This is a genomic window from Photobacterium sp. J15, from assembly GCF_963870815.1.
Taxonomy (GTDB): Bacteria; Pseudomonadota; Gammaproteobacteria; order Enterobacterales; family Vibrionaceae; genus Photobacterium; species Photobacterium marinum.
Genome location: NZ_CAWMUI010000001.1, coordinates 3,557,085 through 3,573,698, shown reverse-complemented (window position 1 = coordinate 3,573,698; position 16,614 = coordinate 3,557,085). Strand labels below are relative to the sequence as shown.

Genomic DNA, 16,614 nt, shown 5'->3' with positions numbered 1-16,614 from the left:
TGCCAAGGTTTGTGCACCCTTTGAGTGCGCACTGGCTACAATCTGATTCGTGCAGCGCGTGAAGATTGTCATGGCTGCGAATAATTATGATCTCATGTGATGAGATATGAGAGAGAAAAAGGACATTAAAATGGCTGAAGCAGCAAACAACGAAGCGCAACAGAACTTCCAAATCCAGCGTATCTTCCTGAAAGACGTTTCTTTTGAAGCGCCAAACTCTCCGGACATGTTCCAGAAAGAGTGGAACCCGGATGTAAAACTGGATCTGGACACACAAAGCCGTGAACTTGGCGAAGGTGTGTTTGAAGTTGTGCTACGTCTGACTGTGACTGTGAAAAATGCTGACGACACTGCATTCCTGTGTGAAGTTCAGCAGGGTGGTATCTTCACTGTTGCAGGTATGGAAGCGCCTCAGCTGGCACATTGCCTGGGTGCATTCTGCCCGAACATCCTGTTCCCTTATGCACGTGAAACTATCTCAAGCCTGGTAGTGAAAGGTACATTCCCGCAGCTGAACCTGGCTCCGGTAAACTTTGATGCGCTGTTCATGAACTACCTGCAGAACCAAGCGCAAGCAAACACTGAAAACACTGAAGCTTAATTAGCTGATTAGCCGTTATGAATCAAAGCGTAGATAAAGCAATCACGATGACAGTGCTGGGTGCCGGCTCTTACGGTACCTCACTGGCAATCTCACTGGCCCGCAACGGTGCAAATGTTATCCTTTGGGGACACGAGCCGGAGCATATGGCCCAGCTTGAGATGGACAGATCTAACGAAGCCTTCCTGCCGGGAGTTCCGTTTCCTGAGTCGCTGATCGTGTCAGCAGATCTGGAAGCCGCGGTGAAGGCCTGCCGTGATTTGCTGGTGGTAGTACCGAGCCATGTGTTTGGCGAGGTATTGTCGAATGTGAAGCCTTTCCTGCGTGATGACTCGCGGATCTGCTGGGCAACTAAAGGCCTTGAGCCTGAGACCGGTCGCCTGTTGAAAGAGGTGGCGGTTGAGGCATTGGGTGAGGATGTGCCGCTGGCTGTCCTGTCCGGTCCAACGTTTGCCAAAGAGCTGGCAGCCGGTATGCCGACGGCAATTGCTGTGTCTTCCCCGGATGAAACTTTCGTTCGCGAACTGCAGGAAAAAATCCACTGCAGCAAGACGTTCCGTGTTTACAGCAATGCCGATTTTATCGGTATGCAGCTGGGCGGAGCGGTGAAGAACGTGATTGCGATTGGTGCCGGTATGTCAGATGGCATCGGTTTTGGTGCCAATGCCCGCACTGCGCTGATCACTCGTGGTCTGGCGGAAATGTGTCGCCTTGGTGCCGCATTGGGTGCGCAGCCGGAGACTTTCATGGGCATGGCCGGACTGGGGGATTTGGTACTGACCTGTACCGACAACCAGTCACGTAACCGTCGTTTTGGTCTGGCGTTGGGCCAGGGTAAATCGGTAGACATTGCTCAGGAAGAAATAGGCCAGGTTGTTGAAGGTTATCGCAATACCAAGGAAGTGTGGCTGCTGGCCAAGCGTCATGGTGTTGAGATGCCGATCACCGAGCAGATTTATCAGGTGCTTTACCAGGGTAAAGATGCCCGTGAGGCAGCCAAAGATCTACTGGCCCGTGAGAAGAAAGACGAATAACGGTTAACTTCTTCGTTGTCGGGTTACTTCTTTATGGCTCGATGACACCAGAAGCTGAAGATTGAGACAACGCGGGCCGGGTGCTCGCGTTGTTTTTTTTTCATAGCAGGTTACAGTTAACAGATAACCAAATATCAGATTGAATAAACGGACAATCGAGACAGAGGGTGACGTGAAGGAATGTCAACAACATGAGATCTGGCAGGCGATCAAGCGGGAAGCGCGGGAGCAGTCAGAGCAGGAGCCGATGTTAGCCAGTTTCTACCATGCAACGATCATTAAGCATGACAATCTGGCTGGAGCACTCAGTTATATTCTGGCTAATAAGCTGGCCACACCTTCGATGCCAGCAATGGCAGTACGCGAAGTGGTTGAGGAGGCGTATGCAGCCGACTGTATGATCACGGAATCTGCCGCTTGCGATATCCGGGCCGTGGTTGAGCGAGACCCGGCTGTAGGGATGTTCCTGACGCCTCTGTTATACCTGAAAGGTTTTCATGCCCTGCAAGGTTATCGGGTAGCTAACTGGCTCTGGAAGCAGAACCGGATTGCGCTGGCTGTTTATCTGCAAAACCAGATCTCAGTTGCCTGTCAGGTGGATGTGCACCCGGCGGCGACTATCGGTCAGGGGATTATGTTCGACCACGCGACCGGTATTGTGATTGGTGAAACGGCAGTGGTCGAAAATGACGTGTCCATCCTGCAGGATGTGACGTTGGGTGGTACAGGTAAAGAGTGCGGCGACCGTCACCCGAAAATTCGAGAAGGGGTGATGATTGGTGCCGGTGCTAAGATCCTGGGTAATATTGAAGTCGGCGAAGGGGCGAAAATTGGTTCCTGTTCCGTGGTATTGAACCCAGTGCCGCCGCATACAACGGTTGCCGGGGTGCCGGCGAAGATTGTCGGCCGTCCGAGCAGTGAAAAGCCGGCGATGGATATGGATCAGCGGTTTAATGGTACATCCCAAACATTTATTGCCGGTGACGGTATTTAACCTTTAACTGTTGATGGATTAAATTTAAAAGCGAGAGCTGCGGCTCTCGCTTTGTCGTTTTTAAGAGGTTATTTTTCGCGAACCTCGAACCTCGAACCTCGAACCTCGAACCTCGAACCTCGAACTTCGGACTTATACCGCGCCTTCAAATCCCAGTTGACGCCATACTTCATAGCCGATGATGGCCGCGGCATTGGACAGGTTCAGGCTGCGGCTGTCCGGATGCATCGGGATGCGCAGGCGCTGTTCCAGTGGCAGGCCTTCAATTATTTCAGCTGGCAGGCCACGGGTTTCCGGGCCGAATAACAGCACATCACCGGCCTGGAATTTGGCATTAGTATGGTAGTTGGTTGTCTTGGTGGTGCAGGCAAAAATGCGGCGTTCACCAATGGCTGTCAGGAAAGCCTCAAAGTTTTTATGACGGTGAACATGAGCGAGATCGTGGTAGTCCAGCCCGGCTCGGCGTAGTTTTTTCTCTTCCAGATCGAAGCCCAAAGGTTCAATCAGGTGCAGCGTGGCACCACAGTTGGCGCAAAGGCGGATAATGTTGCCGGTATTTGGAGCGATTTCCGGTTCATAAAGGGCGATATCAAACATACGGGTGGCTTCAGCTAAAAATTTGCCCCTATTGTAACCAAAACAAAGGGGACGAAAACCAACCGGAGAGAAAAAGCGGAAACGGACAGACAGTCGGTCCGTTTCCGCTGATGATATTGTTTGATTACCGGGCGAGTGGCAGCGAAATGCTGACTCTGAGTCCGCCAAGCGGACTTCGGTTGGCCTTGATACTACCGTTGTGCTGGCGGATCGCGCTTTCGGTGATTGCCAGCCCTAGGCCTGTGCCACCGCTGCTGCGATCTCTGGCTGTCGATACCCGATAGAAGGGACGGAAAATATCGTCCAGCTCTTCATCCGGTACCCCTTCACCGTTATCGTCGATCAGGATCGTAAGCTCTTGGTTGGTGGTGGCGAAGGTTACCTCGATAATGTCGTTGCCATACTTGATGGCATTACGCACCACATTTTCCAAGGCGCTGATCAGCAAGTTTGGGTTACCACTGAGTGGCCACTCTTCGAGCGGGGTATAAGTCAGCTTTTTCTGGCTTTGCTCAGCTTCGAAGCGGGCATCTTCCAGCATTTCATACCAGAGGGTGCTAGCGTCTGCGTTTTCACGCTCCTGATGACTGTTAACCTGCATGCGTGAAAGCTCCAGCAGTTCGCTGATCATTTTCTCCAGCCGCTCAGCTTCGGTATCAATTCGCTCCAGTTCCTTACTTTCACCTTGTTTGCGTGTGGCCAGAGCAGTGGCCATCCTTAACCGGGTCAGCGGTGAGCGCAGCTCATGGGAAATGTCAGACAGCAGGCGTTGCTGGCCGCTGATCATCTGGTTGATGGCCTGGACCATTTGGTTGAAGCTGGCTCCGGCTTGTTTGAATTCACGGGGACCGGATTCAAGTTTCGGATTGGCTTCAAACTCTCCGGTTGCCACACGTTCAGCGGCTTGTTGCAGGCGACGGGCCGGAATACTGATGGCCCATGCTAACCAAAGCAGCAGCGGTGTGCTGACCAGCATAGTCAGTAACAGGAGCTGAAAAGGTTTGTCCATAATCTGGATGAAAAACGGCGGCGGTTCCCGCCATATCCGGCCGATGTACATCAGCAGCGTTTGTTGCTGGTGCTCGACGGTAAATGGCCCGGCCATCATCCAGCGGCCATAAAGCTTTTGCTTCGGATCCTCCGGGTTATCGGCCATGGTGATGAAATTACGCAGTGCCTTATTACGCTTCTGAGGCGTAATAATTTCCCCGTCGGTGGTGGTGAAGTAGAGCTGAAAGCCCTTATGACGCTTATGCTCGGTGAAGTGTCGCAACTTTTCTTGCAGCGGCTCCCGGCCAAAGGCAATGCGATCTGAAATACTGAGGGCCGAGTCCTGGTAACGTTTGAGCTGCGGTTCCGGGATTGTATGCTGGGAACGCGGATCGAGGTGCGGTAGCAATAGCAGCACGACGACAATGAGCAGCAGCGTCAGCCAGAAAGTGGCAAAGATTCGGCCGTAAAGGCTGGAAAAACGGGGCAGTTTCATCCGGCTTCCTCAACAAGCAGGTAGCCTTTGCCGCGCAGGGTTTTGATGCGTGGCTTTCCGTCACTGCGCTCAGGCAATTTCTTGCGAAGATTGGAAATATGCATGTCGATAGCTCGGTCAAACTGAGCCAGCCGCTTGCCCAAGACCTCGAGGCTCAGTTCATTTTTGGAAATGATCTTGCCGGGATGGCGGATGAAGTGGCTCAGCAGTGCCAGCTCAGTTCCCGTCATATCTATCAGCTGCTCATTGCAATACACTTCTTGTCGTCCCGGATAAATGGTGATGTCCTGATAAATCAGGCTGTCAGATGCATGGTGGGCATCATTACTGTTGTGTTGGGTCCGGCGCAGGATTGCACGCATTCGGGCCAGTAATTCCCGGTCACTGAAAGGTTTGGGCAGGTAGTCATCGGCACCGAGCTCCAGCCCCAGCACCCGGTCTATTTCTTCACCTTTGGCGGTCAGCATCAGTACAGGGGTACTGTGCTGTTCGCGCAGTTTTCGCAGCATTTCGGTGCCGTTCATTTTTGGCATCATGACATCAAGCAGGATCAGGTCAATGGTGTCATCAACTTTACTCAGTCCTTGTTCCCCATTATTGGCCTCTATGATGTCGAAACCTTCCATCTCAAGAATGTCGGTTAACAGGGCTGTAAGTTCGGTATCGTCATCGACCAGCAGTATCTTTGCCATGGGGTTACCCTATGCATTTAGTTGCCTTTGTGGGAAGGCGTGGTAAGGTTAATCAGTCAGCTCCAGTATCGCCAAACTCCTCCTTTCAGCCAAGCTTCCTGAAGTCGGCTTTACGCAGTTTTACGTTTGGCAGACAGCACTTTACCTTGCAGGGATTATTCTACACTTAAACCTGCTGACGGAAACTGGAGAACAATCATGAACAAATTCAAGAAAACATTGTTAATTGCAATCGCGCTGCCTTTTGCCTTAGGTTCAGCCAGCGCTTTGGCTTATGGCGGCGGTCATAAAGGTGGTCACCATGGTGGCTATCATGAAGGTCGGGGTGGCTGCGGTAACTTTGACGGAAAACAGATGTTCCGTGATTTGGATCTGACAGATCAGCAGCGTGACCAGATGCGGGATTTCCGCCGCACTAACCGTGATGCGATGCGAACTGAGTACCGTGAGCACTTTGATACTATGCGCGGTTATCACCAGCAGATGCAGAACCTGATGTTGGCGGAAAACTTTGATGAAAATGCAGTACGTAACCTGGCCAAGCAGATGTCAGATCTGCAAATTGAACACCGTGTCACTATGTTGAAGAAGCGTCATGAGATGCTGGCAGTTCTGACTCCGGCGCAAAAAGAAAAACTGAAACAGCTACAGGATGAACGTCGAAGCCAGTGTGAAGCCCGCTGGGCCGATGATGATTTGTAATCCTTTTCATCCAGATACAGCCGCAACTTGAGTTGCGGCTTTTTGTTATTCAGGTCTGTCGTGCTGCGATGAAAATCATATTTCCTGTCATTTTTTGTTATTAATTTTCATCATAAAACAGCTATACTGCGGGGTATTGCCCAGTGAGTGCTGATGAACAGGCGTGATTATCATGGATGAAAACACCCAGTTACCCACGGTTATCACTCTCCCTCATGCACGGCTGGTGGCTCTGATGACAGGTTATATACTTTAAGGCATGACGTTACTTTGGCTGTTTACACAGTCTGTGCTTTGCCCGGTCGTCAACCAGAATGCTAACAGTTTCGTTTCATATCCGTTGCCCTTTCAGGCAATAGTCACCCGGGTGAATGAAGTCCGAGGTGATCGTGATGTGAATCAACAAAATTTTTTATCAAAATTGTAATACTCCTACATTAGTAGGAAAGTTACAGTTTGCACGAGATAAGCCCGGTAAGCCGGCTTATGATGTCAGGCGGGGGAACCCTGGCAACTCGTGCCGGATTTGAATTTTCATTTCCCAAAGTCAGAGGGTAACCATGATTAAAAAGATTGGTGTATTGACCAGTGGTGGTGACGCACCTGGTATGAACGCGGCGATTCGCGGTGTTGTGCGTGCTGCATTGTCTGAAGGCCTGGAAGTTTATGGTGTTTATGACGGCTATCAGGGCCTGCACCAGAACCGCATTGAGAAGCTGACTCGCTCAAGCGTTTCAGATGTGATCAATAAAGGCGGTACTTTCCTGGGTTCTGCACGTTTTCCTGAGTTTAAAGATGAGAAAGTGCGTGCTCAGGCAATCGAGAACCTGAAAATTCACGGTATCGACGCTTTGGTCGTTATCGGTGGTGACGGCTCTTACATGGGTGCGAAGAAGCTGACTGAGATGGGTTATCCATGTATCGGCCTGCCAGGTACGATTGATAACGATGTTGCAGGTACTGACTACACTATCGGTTACCTGACTGCAATGAACACAGTTATCGATGCGATTGACCGCCTGCGTGACACATCTTCCTCTCACCAGCGTATCTCTATCGTAGAAGTAATGGGCCGCCATTGTGGTGATCTTACTTTGATGTCTGCGATTGCCGGTGGTTGTGAGTACATCATCACGCCAGAAACTGGTCTGAATAAAGAAGAGTTGCTGGCGAAGATCAAAGAAGGTATCTACAAAGGCAAGAAGCACGCGATTATTGCACTGACCGAGCTGATGACTGATGCCAATGAGCTGGCGAAGTACATTGAAGATGAAACAGGTCGTGAAACTCGTGCGACTGTTCTAGGTCACATCCAGCGCGGTGGTCAGCCAACTGCATTCGACCGTATCCTAGCTTCACGTATGGGTGCATACGCGGTTGAGTTGTTGCTGAAAGGTGAAGGTGGTCGTTGTGTGGGTATCCAGAATGAGCAAATGGTTCACCACGACATCATCGATGCAATTGAGAACATGAAGCGTCCGGTTCGTAACGATCTGTACGAGCTGGCTGACAAGCTGTTCTAAGCATCATTTACTATAAGCATACTTTATTGAAAAACCGGTCGAGATGACCGGTTTTTTTATACCTTGGCTATTTAGTCTGGGTATAAAAAAAGCCACCCGGAGGTGGCCTTAGTAATTCATTTACCAATCAGGTAATGATTATTTTTTTGCTTCAGCAGCAGCTTTAGCGATAGCAGCAAAGCTTTCAGCGTCCAGAGCAGCACCACCAACCAGTGCGCCGTCGATGTCTGGCTGAGCGAAGTATGCAGCTGCGTTTTCTGGCTTAACAGAACCGCCGTACTGGATTACAACGTTCTTAGCAACTTCTTCGCTTTGCTCTGCAATGTGAGCACGGATAGCAGCGTGGATGCGCTGTGCATCTTCAGCAGTTGCTGCTTTACCAGTACCGATAGCCCAGATTGGTTCGTAAGCGATGATAGCGCCGTTCAGAGCTTCGACGCCCTGAGTCTTGATTACTGCGTCGATTTGACGAGCACATACAGCAACAGTTTCACCAGCTTCGTTCTGAGCTTCAGATTCACCGATACACAGAACAGGAGTCAGACCGTGCTCTTTCAGGAATGCGAATTTCTTAGCAACGAACTCGTCAGACTCGCTGTGGTAGTCGCGACGCTCTGAGTGACCGATGATGATGTGGCTTGCACCGAAGTCTTTCAGCATCTCAGGAGAGATATCACCAGTGAATGCACCTTTAGCGTTTACGTCAACGTTCTGTGCACCCAGGATGATTTTGTTTTCTGCTTTACCGATTAGCTGTTCAGCCAGGTCAAGATACATAACTGGTGGAGCAATGGCTACGTCTACACCTTCAACACCCTTAAGTGCCGCATCAAGGCCCTTAAGTAGGTTAGATACCATTTCCTTGCTACCGTTTAGCTTCCAGTTACCCATAACCACAGGATGGCGCATAGCTTTTCTCCAAATCAATTTGATGTAAAAAGTTAATACCAAAAAGCGTAATTATCTGATCATTTCAAACAACTATGCTGTTTGGTATCAGCTGATGTTGTAAGAATATAACAGCTTTAGCTGATATATTTTCTGTCCGAAATCATTTCTGTGCTCGGTTGTACCTTTTTCGTCACCAAAAGTGAACTCTTGGTGGGAAATATTTTTAAATATTTCATTTTGTCGGATGATTAAGACGAAAAAAGACAGTGATCAGTGATTGAAATATAGCCTATTTGTTTGGCCTGTCAGCAGATGATCGGGTAAGTTGACCATGCTGTTATATCAAAATGCTGTATTTTCAATAAGTCACAGCGAGTGATAAGCATCCATGGAGGAAGTTGTGCCAAATCTTGTTATGGAGTACGCCGATCCCGTTGCCGAGCGCGTCAATGTCCCGGGATTACTGGAAGATTTACACCAAACCCTGCTGTCCTGCGGGTTGTTTGAGGACAATTCGGTAAAGTCTCGCAGCTATCCCTGTCATACCTGGCTAGTGGGCCCGGAAGGGGATTTGAAAACCTTTATCCATATTGAACTGCGAATGCTCTCAGGGCGTAGCGCTGAGCAGAAACGGGAACTGTCCCGGCGGTTGATGGCGATACTGGAGCAACATGCCAGTGAGATCAACAGCCTGACTGTCGATATCCGCGATATGGATCGTGAGTGTTTCCTTAAAGCGACGCATTAATGTAAGAATCGGTACCTTCTGATACCACACCCTGTCATTACTTAGGGTGTGGTTTTCAGTTCAGATGACGCAACAGTTACTTGATTACTTGATGGTTTAGCGGCGCAGATCGGCCTGATCGGAAAGTGCGTCCTGTGGCGGCTCTGGTCGGATAAAAGGTTTGATTTCAGCTTGTTGCTCTGTAAGGGAGTCCGGATCATTGAGGGCCTGAGCAAAACGCTTGAGCTGGTTTTGCAGTTCTGACATCAACAAGATATTGGTGTGATTAGGGTTTTTTCCCCGAGCTATAACTTGGTTAATGTGGCTCATCTGAGCGCGCAATCTTGGCTGCATCTCATCGCTGGCATTGTTAATGATTTCTTCACTCATCGAAAGCCGGAGGGCTTCCAGCTCCTCAGGGGCTTGTTCTGCCATGTATTTCAGCTCGTCAAACGGTGGTAAGTTCTGCATTACTGTTCCCCTCGCAATCTCAACTTCCGTTCTTCTTGCTCCTCTTCGGATACGCAAAGAAGTTAATAAGAGTTATGTCATTAAAGTTAGTTAGCCAGCCTGTGGCTAAGTGGCTCATTTTTGAGATTGGGAAAAAACGTTATGAAAAGCAGAGCGCTTACATTGGGGTAACGAAAGAGGGAGCCGCCCGCATTTAGCGGGCGGGGAAGGGATTGATCACCAATAATGTTCCATGGTGATTTGACCTGGCTTGCGGCGCAGGTTTTTGACAAAGCCCATGGTTTCGAGAATCGCTTTGGTTTCTCTGACCATCTCCGGATTGCCGCACAGCATGATCTGGCTTTGCTCCGGGTTGAGAGTCAGGCCGATATGGCGTTCCAGCATTCCGTCGGCAATGGCTTGCGGGATTCGGCCCGGTAGGCTCAATGGTGCCGGTTCACGGCTGACGAATGGCTGGACGACAAGTTGGTCCGGATGACGTTCCAGTAGTTCATTGATTTCAGCCTGATAGCTGAGATCGGCCGAAAAGCGGACGGCATGGATCAGGGCAACTTTGCGGAAACGACGCCAGACATCCGGCTCTCGCAGGATCGACAAGTAAGGGCCTATGGCGGTGCCTGTTGCCAGCATCCACAGGTGCTCACCCTCGGGGATTTCATCTAAGGTGAAAAAGCCGTTAGCACGGGCTGAGATCATTACGCTGTCGCCTGCTTCCAAGGCGTGAAGGCGTGGGGATAGTACCCCGTCAGCCACCCGGGTGGCGTAAATCTCGATTTTGTTATCGCTCGGCGGATTGACGAAGGAGTAGGCTCGCTGGACAATCTGTCCGTCGATTTCCAGTCCCAGCTTGGTAAATTGCCCGGCCCGGAAAGGCTCGATATTGGCTCGCAGGACAAGACTAAATAAGTCACTGTTCCAGTGACGATTGGTGATAACCTCTGCAGGGATCCAGTCAGCCATAATGTTCTCCTAGTCTAATTTATGTATTCGATAAGCGCAGCGCCTCTCTCCGGCAATAATGTGTTCATCTCTGACTACCTGAAACCTGTCGCCAACCAGGCGCTGGAAGACGGCAAGTTCAGAATTACATAACGAAGGGCAACGGGTGGCGGCATGGCAAATCGGGCAGTGGTTTTCCACCAGGATAAAGTCATCGCCGTCCCGGGACAGTTCAGCCATATAGCCTTCCTGCTCCCTCATTGTAGTCAGTTTTTCCAGTTTTTCTTTTACATCAGCGCAGTTGGCTAATGCTTTTTGGTATTGTTCAAAGGTTTGATTCTCCCGGCGTTCAACCACCTGGTTTAAGCCGTCGGAGCCAAAGAGCTCCTCAACAGAATCAAGCATTTGAATAATAAATTCACCGTGGCGGTCAGCAAACCGGCGGTGCCCTTTGCCAGTCAGGTTCCAGTGCCTGGTTGGCCTGCCGACTTTGGCCCTGATATCTTCATAATCGACTAGGCCTTCATCTTCCAGTGCTTGCAGATGCTGGCGTACGCCCATGGTGGTGAGCTTGAACTCCTCAGCCAGCACCTTGGCGGTCACCGCTCCTTCTCGCTTGATGCGGTAGAGTATTTTGTCGATGGTCTTCATAGTTGCTGCTTTTTTCTTCATCAATTCTATTATGTAGTCAGCAAAAATTATAAAGCAACAACTTTACTAACTAATTGTTGCTGGTGGGGGAAATAAGACAACTCAGAATCAGGGATGAGAAAGAAAAAAGCGCGCCGGACGGGCGCGCTTTGAAAGTCTCTGCAACGAGTAAGGTTACAGGATGTGTTCTTTGATCGCGTCGTCTTTGCGATCCAGGTAGTGTGTTGATTTGATACGACGGATAGTGCGGCATTTACCACGGATAAGCAGGGTTTCTGTGGTCGCGATATTGCCCTGGCGGCTGATACCGTCTAGCAGATCACCTTTAGTGATACCGGTGCCGGCAAAGATCACGTTGTCGCTTTGTGCCATGTCTTCCATACGCAGCACGGTATTTGGCTCAATACCCATTTCATGGCAGCGGTCGATTTCTACCTGACCCAGCTCGCGGTTCTCTTCGGTGTCACCTTTTACTTGATGGCGTGGTAGCAGGCGACCGTGCATGTCACCGCCCAGGGCACGGATAGCCGCAGCAGAAACGACACCTTCCGGGGCTCCGCCAATGCAGTACATGACATCGACTTCGCTGTCTGGCATACAAGTCAGGATAGAAGCGGCAACATCACCGTCCGGGAAAGCATAAACACGTACGCCCATCGCCTGCATTTTAGCAATTACTTCATCGTGGCGAGGTTTTGCCAGGGTAGTGACTACTAATTCATTCAGGGATTTACCCAGTGCTGTTGCAATGCGTTCAAGGTTTTCCGTTAGCGGCAGGCTCAGGTCGATGCAACCTTTAGCTCCCGGGCCGACAACCAGTTTTTCCATGTACATGTCCGGAGCTTTCAGGAATGAACCTTTTTCACCGGCAGCCAGTACAGCCAGGGCATTGTTCTGGCCCATTGCAGTCATGCGGGTACCTTCGATCGGGTCTACAGCGATATCTACCGCGTCGCCACCGGTACCTACCTGCTCGCCGATATACAGCATAGGCGCTTCATCAATTTCGCCTTCGCCAATCACAATTTCCCCTTCAATTTCTGTCTGGTTCAGAAGGGTGCGCATAACTTCAACGGCTGCGCCGTCTGCTGCGTTTTTGTCGCCGCGGCCAAGCCATTTGTAGCCAGCCAGTGCTGCACCTTCAGTGACACGGGAAAATGCCATTGCTAAATCGCGTTTCATGATTACTCCGGAAAATGAAATCTGTGTGGGCTATAAATTCTGGCGGCGATTCTAACACAGCTCGGAGTAATCGTTTGCGTAAAATTTGTTTTTGAATCTAAAGGAAGTTGATTGTGAAGCGGCTGGAAAAGAAAAGGCCTGCATCAGCAGGCCTTGGTTAAGTTATGTTGAGTGGGCGAGATATCAGATATCTTCGTCTTCTACAGCCCAGCCTTTGGCACATTCAACAGCACGCTTCCAGCCTTTATAACGGCGCTCGCGTTTTTTATCGTCATCGCAAGGGGTGAATCGGCGATCCAGTACCGCCTTGTCTTTCAGCTCGTCAATACTGTTCCAGAAGCCCACGGCCAGGCCTGCCAGATAGCCGGCACCCAATGCGGTAACTTCAGTGACAACCGGACGGTGAACTTCTGTTGCCAGGATGTCAGACTGGAATTGCATCAGGAAGTTGTTGGCTACAGCACCGCCGTCAACACGCAGTGAAGCCAGCCTAATGTCGGAATCTGCCTGCATGGCATCTAGTACATCGCGGGTCTGGTAGGCCACACTTTCCAGTGTTGCGCGGATAATGTGGTTGGCGTTAACACCGCGGGTTAGGCCGACAACAGCACCACGGGCATACGGATCCCAGTACGGGGCCCCCAGGCCAGTGAAGGCAGGTACGACATAAACACCATTAGCACTGCCGACTTTCTCTGCAAAGTATTCAGAGTCTTTGGCGTCATCTAACAGTTTCACTTCATCACGCAGCCACTGGATGGAAGCACCGCCCATAAAGACCGCCCCTTCCAGCGCATAAGCCACATCACCCTGAGGACCGCAGGCCAGTGTTGTGAGCAGGCCGTTATTTGAGGTGACTTTTTCCTTACCGGTATTCATTAGCAGGAAGCAGCCAGTACCGTAGGTGTTTTTCGCCTGGCCGGCTTCGACACACATCTGGCCGAACAGGGCTGCTTGTTGGTCACCGGCAATACCGGCGATTGGAATACGGGTACCGCCTTTACCACCGATGTTGGTTTGGCCGTAAACTTCTGATGAAGGCTTGACTTCCGGCATCATGGATAGCGGGATATCGAGTGCTTTCAGCAGTTTTTCATCCCACTGCATGGTATTGATGTTGAATACCATAGTACGGGATGCGTTGGTGTAGTCAGTTACGTGGACACGTCCCTGGGTCATCTTCCAGATCAGCCAGGTATCAACGGTACCGAACAGCAGGTTACCAGCTTCGGCTTCTTCACGGGCACCTTCTACATTGTCCAGGATCCACTTGATCTTGGTACCGGAGAAGTACGGGTCAACAACCAGACCGGTGTTTTCACGGATGTAGTCGGTCAGACCTTCTTGTTTTAGTTTCTCACAGATATCTGCGGTGCGACGGCATTGCCATACAATCGCGTTATAAACCGGCTTACCGGTATTTTTGTTCCACACAATGGTGGTTTCACGCTGGTTGGTAATACCGATACCGGCAACCTGATCGGAGCGGATGCCGGCTTTCGCCAAAGCTTCAACCAAGGTTGAGCTCTGAGTCGCGTAGATTTCCAGAGGATCATGTTCAACCCATCCTGCTTTCGGATAGATCTGAGTAAATTCACGTTGTGACGTGCACACAATGTTCGCGTTGTGATCCAGCACAACGGCACGTGAGCTTGTTGTGCCTTGATCAAGTGCAACAATGTATTTTTGCTCAGTTGTCATGATGGTTTCCTCGGTTATTCGTTATTGGATAAGGGTAGTAGAACGTACGTTATGCTTTGGCTGCTTCAGTTTCTTCAGCTGTTTCTTGTTTTGCTTCAGCATTGCCAGGCAGGAAGGCACCGATAGCTTTTGGATACAGCCAGCCGCCGAAGCACGCACCGAAGACTGGTGCCAGCAAAGGTACAAACATATAAGGAATATCTTTACCACCGGTTAGCGCCATATCGCCCCAGCCAGCCAGGAAGGCAAAGAATTTAGGACCAAAGTCACGGGCAGGGTTCATGGCAAAGCCGGTTAGTGGGCCAAGCGAGCCGCCGATAACCGCAATCAGGATACCAATCAGTAATGGACCCATCGCACGGTTTGGTGCGCCGTTTTTATCATCAGTAATGGCCAGAATGCCGAACATCAGTACCGCGGTGATCACGAATTCCACAGCGAAGGCACCGCCGAAAGACAGGGCTGCATTTGGATAAGTGGAGAAGATACCTGCGCTTGCCAGGCTGGCTTCAGTACCACGGACAATTTGGTTAGCGGCTTCATACTCGGTAAAAAGGTTGCTGTACAGGCTGTAGACCAGCGCTGCAGTAAAGAAGGCACCAAGCATCTGGGCAATGATGTAGGGAGCGACTTTTCGTTTGTCGAAACCATGGAACAGAGCCAGGGCTATGGTCACCGCCGGGTTAATATGGGCGCCGGAAATACCAACTGTACAGTAAATGGCAATTGCTACGCCGAGGCCCCAAACGATACTGATTTCCCACTGGCCAAAATTGGCGCCGGTCAGTACCAGAGCTGCGACACAGCCCACACCGAAGAATATCAGCAGCCCAGTGCCTATAAACTCAGCGATGCATTCGCCAAGCAACGTATGTTGTTTTGGTGTAGTCATCTTTCAGTCCTTTTGTCGAATGTTGTAGGGGTACTACTTATTTTGTTTTTATGCGGAAATTACTGTACTCGATCTCACCTTATTTAAAATGTTGTCAGCTAAAAAATGTGTGTTCGAGCATAAAACATTTTCATTTTTGAGCGAATGCGCAAACGATTGCGACTTTTTTGACCGAGAACGAATTAGGCTAGTGTAGTTGCAATCAAGTGAATATTGGTGGCGGGTTTTTGCTCTTAAGTTGCTAATTTTGCAATAAAAAATCCGACCAAGAAAGGTCGGATGTGCCAGATGGGGCAAATCTTGGATTTATCCAAGAGAGATACGATCGTTTTCAAAATTAGCATGGCAAAACTGCATTAAAATAGAGTTAGATCGCAATTCTACGCATTTTGCTCTATTTAGGTGCTGCTTTTCCGAGTCTTCGCCCAGTTATCTTTCTCTTGATTACAGTGATGCTCAGGTTGCTGGTTGCTTGTCTGAAAGTCAGTGTACAAGGGGACGGCGGGCTATATCCGGTATGACTTTGCTCTGACAGAACGTCAGATCATCATCAGAACTGCACATTTTTTCCCCGTTTGCTGCAAAGGGGCTGATTTGTAGATGCCAGACGGCGGCAGCCCCGTTAGAATAGGCGAATAAAGCAACGTAAACATGCCTGTGTGATGTTACCTTATCAGTTTAAGGTAAGAGGATAGGCTTAGATCAGGTGGACAATATGTCATTAGAAATGTTGGAAAAGCTGGAAGCCAAAGTACAAATGGCTGTTGATACAATTTCTCTTCTGCAAATGGAAATTGAAGAACTTAAAGAAAAGAATGACGCTCTGGCAAATGAAGCCCAGGAGCTGCGTTCTGGCCGTGAAGCGTTGGAGCAGGATAACGAGAAGCTGCGCAATGATCATCAGGCGTGGCAGGAGCGCATTCGTAACCTTCTTGGAAAGATGGACGACGTTGAATAAAAAAACAGAGCCTGATGGCTCTGTTTTTTTATCTGACTCTTTTGGAGTACTGGGATCACTCAATATCGAGTGGTTCCGGCGATAAAATAACACCGGTATTATCAGCGTAGATGTGATCCTCCGGCAGGAAGGTAACGCCACCGAAGTTCACCGCCACATCAATTTCTCCGACACCTTGTTGATCTGCGCCAACCGGGATTGAAGCCATCGCCTGGATACCGATATCCATTTCATCCAGATCATCGACATGGCGTACACATCCATAGACAATTAATCCTTCCCAGTCATTATTGACTGCCTGCTGAGCAATATCTGCATCGACCAGCGCACGTCTCAGCGAACCGCCACCATCAATCAGCAATACCCGACCGGCTCCGGGTTCTTCAAGAACATTACGGATCAGGCCGTTGTCCTCGAAACACTTAACCGTGGTTACCTGGCCGCCAAAGGAGCTGCGACCACCGTAAGAGCTGAACATAGGTTCAACGACATCCACCTTATCAAGGTAAATATCGCAGAGTTCGGAGGTATTGTATTCCATAAGCTCGCTTCTTGTTGTGGCAGTTGAAAAGG

18 protein-coding genes are annotated in these 16,614 nt (G+C 50.0%); 7 read left to right on the top strand and 11 right to left on the bottom strand.

The window, feature by feature from the left end:
* Window positions 1–130: 130 nt before the first annotated feature.
* From secB to cysE, 3 genes are all read left to right on the top strand, one after another.
* Window positions 131–601, top strand: coding sequence for a protein-export chaperone SecB (secB, locus tag AACQ93_RS16045; protein WP_007469390.1), 471 nt, complete (start codon window positions 131–133; stop codon window positions 599–601).
* Window positions 602–618: 17 nt separating this feature from the next.
* The gene (gpsA, locus tag AACQ93_RS16040) at window positions 619–1,635 is read left to right on the top strand and encodes an NAD(P)H-dependent glycerol-3-phosphate dehydrogenase (RefSeq protein WP_064606198.1); all 1,017 of its coding nucleotides are present in this window, start codon (window positions 619–621) and stop codon (window positions 1,633–1,635) included.
* 172 nt (window positions 1,636–1,807) lie between these two features.
* Complete coding sequence (gene cysE, locus AACQ93_RS16035; protein ID WP_007469385.1) at window positions 1,808–2,629, top strand: serine O-acetyltransferase; 822 nt, start codon at window positions 1,808–1,810, stop codon at window positions 2,627–2,629.
* Window positions 2,630–2,761: 132 nt separating this feature from the next.
* On the opposite strand, the gene trmL is transcribed toward cysE, so the two are convergent.
* From trmL to AACQ93_RS16020, 3 genes are all read right to left on the bottom strand, one after another.
* A complete protein-coding gene (trmL, locus tag AACQ93_RS16030; protein WP_064606196.1) occupies window positions 2,762–3,226 on the bottom strand; it encodes a tRNA (uridine(34)/cytosine(34)/5-carboxymethylaminomethyluridine(34)-2'-O)-methyltransferase TrmL in 465 nt (154 codons plus the stop codon).
* Between the two features lie 124 nt (window positions 3,227–3,350).
* The gene (gene cpxA / locus AACQ93_RS16025; RefSeq protein ID WP_064606193.1) at window positions 3,351–4,712 is read right to left on the bottom strand and encodes an envelope stress sensor histidine kinase CpxA; all 1,362 of its coding nucleotides are present in this window, start codon (window positions 4,710–4,712) and stop codon (window positions 3,351–3,353) included.
* On the bottom strand, window positions 4,709–5,404 hold the full coding sequence (locus tag AACQ93_RS16020; protein WP_064606191.1) for a response regulator: 696 nt from the start codon (window positions 5,402–5,404) through the stop codon (window positions 4,709–4,711). Before AACQ93_RS16020 ends, cpxA begins: the two co-directional genes overlap by 4 nt.
* Window positions 5,405–5,602: 198 nt before the next feature.
* Here AACQ93_RS16020 and AACQ93_RS16015 point away from each other — a divergent pair, with 198 nt between their 5' ends.
* On the top strand, window positions 5,603–6,106 hold the full coding sequence (locus AACQ93_RS16015; RefSeq protein ID WP_064606190.1) for a CpxP family protein: 504 nt from the start codon (window positions 5,603–5,605) through the stop codon (window positions 6,104–6,106).
* Window positions 6,107–6,666: 560 nt separating this feature from the next.
* Window positions 6,667–7,629, top strand: a complete 963-nt coding sequence (gene pfkA / locus AACQ93_RS16010) for a 6-phosphofructokinase (RefSeq protein ID WP_064606188.1) — start codon at window positions 6,667–6,669, stop codon at window positions 7,627–7,629.
* Between the two features lie 138 nt (window positions 7,630–7,767).
* Here the strand turns inward: pfkA and tpiA are convergent, their stop codons facing one another.
* Window positions 7,768–8,538 carry a triose-phosphate isomerase gene (gene tpiA, locus AACQ93_RS16005; protein WP_064606186.1) on the bottom strand — a complete coding sequence of 257 codons (771 nt, stop codon included), beginning with the start codon at window positions 8,536–8,538 and terminating at the stop codon, window positions 7,768–7,770.
* A gap of 382 nt (window positions 8,539–8,920) precedes the next feature.
* Here tpiA and AACQ93_RS16000 point away from each other — a divergent pair, with 382 nt between their 5' ends.
* Complete coding sequence (locus tag AACQ93_RS16000; RefSeq protein WP_064606761.1) at window positions 8,921–9,268, top strand: 5-carboxymethyl-2-hydroxymuconate Delta-isomerase; 348 nt, start codon at window positions 8,921–8,923, stop codon at window positions 9,266–9,268.
* 96 nt (window positions 9,269–9,364) lie between these two features.
* Here AACQ93_RS16000 and AACQ93_RS15995 read toward each other — a convergent pair whose 3' ends face one another.
* The 6 genes from AACQ93_RS15995 to AACQ93_RS15970 form a co-directional block, all read right to left on the bottom strand.
* Window positions 9,365–9,718 (bottom strand): DUF3135 domain-containing protein, encoded by a 354-nt coding sequence (locus tag AACQ93_RS15995; protein WP_064606184.1) that lies wholly within the window; start codon window positions 9,716–9,718, stop codon window positions 9,365–9,367.
* A 216-nt stretch (window positions 9,719–9,934) separates the two neighbouring features.
* Window positions 9,935–10,678 carry a ferredoxin--NADP reductase gene (locus AACQ93_RS15990; RefSeq protein ID WP_064606182.1) on the bottom strand — a complete coding sequence of 248 codons (744 nt, stop codon included), beginning with the start codon at window positions 10,676–10,678 and terminating at the stop codon, window positions 9,935–9,937.
* Between the two features lie 9 nt (window positions 10,679–10,687).
* On the bottom strand, window positions 10,688–11,308 hold the full coding sequence (locus AACQ93_RS15985; protein WP_064606180.1) for a helix-turn-helix transcriptional regulator: 621 nt from the start codon (window positions 11,306–11,308) through the stop codon (window positions 10,688–10,690).
* Between the two features lie 174 nt (window positions 11,309–11,482).
* Window positions 11,483–12,490 carry a class II fructose-bisphosphatase gene (glpX, locus tag AACQ93_RS15980; protein WP_064606178.1) on the bottom strand — a complete coding sequence of 336 codons (1,008 nt, stop codon included), beginning with the start codon at window positions 12,488–12,490 and terminating at the stop codon, window positions 11,483–11,485.
* A gap of 183 nt (window positions 12,491–12,673) precedes the next feature.
* Entirely contained in the window at window positions 12,674–14,191 is a 1,518-nt protein-coding gene (gene glpK / locus AACQ93_RS15975) for a glycerol kinase GlpK (protein ID WP_064606176.1), read from the bottom strand.
* A 49-nt stretch (window positions 14,192–14,240) separates the two neighbouring features.
* Window positions 14,241–15,083, bottom strand: coding sequence for an MIP/aquaporin family protein (locus tag AACQ93_RS15970; protein WP_064606174.1), 843 nt, complete (start codon window positions 15,081–15,083; stop codon window positions 14,241–14,243).
* A 715-nt stretch (window positions 15,084–15,798) separates the two neighbouring features.
* Between AACQ93_RS15970 and zapB the strand changes: the two genes are divergently transcribed.
* Entirely contained in the window at window positions 15,799–16,041 is a 243-nt protein-coding gene (zapB, locus tag AACQ93_RS15965; protein WP_064606172.1) for a cell division protein ZapB, read from the top strand.
* A gap of 55 nt (window positions 16,042–16,096) precedes the next feature.
* On the opposite strand, the gene rraA is transcribed toward zapB, so the two are convergent.
* Window positions 16,097–16,582, bottom strand: a complete 486-nt coding sequence (rraA, locus tag AACQ93_RS15960) for a ribonuclease E activity regulator RraA (protein WP_064606170.1) — start codon at window positions 16,580–16,582, stop codon at window positions 16,097–16,099.
* Between the last annotated feature and the right edge of the window lie 32 nt (window positions 16,583–16,614).

Coding starts and splice junctions, on each gene's coding strand:
- secB (WP_007469390.1), top strand. CDS start 131: ATGGCTGAAGCAGCAAACAACGAAGCGCAACAGAACTTCCAAATCCAG.
- gpsA (WP_064606198.1), top strand. CDS start 619: ATGAATCAAAGCGTAGATAAAGCAATCACGATGACAGTGCTGGGTGCC.
- trmL (WP_064606196.1), bottom strand. CDS start 3,226: ATGTTTGATATCGCCCTTTATGAACCGGAAATCGCTCCAAATACCGGC.
- cpxA (WP_064606193.1), bottom strand. CDS start 4,712: ATGAAACTGCCCCGTTTTTCCAGCCTTTACGGCCGAATCTTTGCCACT.
- AACQ93_RS16020 (WP_064606191.1), bottom strand. CDS start 5,404: ATGGCAAAGATACTGCTGGTCGATGACGATACCGAACTTACAGCCCTG.
- AACQ93_RS16015 (WP_064606190.1), top strand. CDS start 5,603: ATGAACAAATTCAAGAAAACATTGTTAATTGCAATCGCGCTGCCTTTT.
- pfkA (WP_064606188.1), top strand. CDS start 6,667: ATGATTAAAAAGATTGGTGTATTGACCAGTGGTGGTGACGCACCTGGT.
- tpiA (WP_064606186.1), bottom strand. CDS start 8,538: ATGCGCCATCCTGTGGTTATGGGTAACTGGAAGCTAAACGGTAGCAAG.
- AACQ93_RS15995 (WP_064606184.1), bottom strand. CDS start 9,718: ATGCAGAACTTACCACCGTTTGACGAGCTGAAATACATGGCAGAACAA.
- AACQ93_RS15990 (WP_064606182.1), bottom strand. CDS start 10,678: ATGGCTGACTGGATCCCTGCAGAGGTTATCACCAATCGTCACTGGAAC.
- AACQ93_RS15985 (WP_064606180.1), bottom strand. CDS start 11,308: ATGAAGACCATCGACAAAATACTCTACCGCATCAAGCGAGAAGGAGCG.
- glpX (WP_064606178.1), bottom strand. CDS start 12,490: ATGAAACGCGATTTAGCAATGGCATTTTCCCGTGTCACTGAAGGTGCA.
- glpK (WP_064606176.1), bottom strand. CDS start 14,191: ATGACAACTGAGCAAAAATACATTGTTGCACTTGATCAAGGCACAACA.
- AACQ93_RS15970 (WP_064606174.1), bottom strand. CDS start 15,083: ATGACTACACCAAAACAACATACGTTGCTTGGCGAATGCATCGCTGAG.
- zapB (WP_064606172.1), top strand. CDS start 15,799: ATGTCATTAGAAATGTTGGAAAAGCTGGAAGCCAAAGTACAAATGGCT.
- rraA (WP_064606170.1), bottom strand. CDS start 16,582: ATGGAATACAATACCTCCGAACTCTGCGATATTTACCTTGATAAGGTG.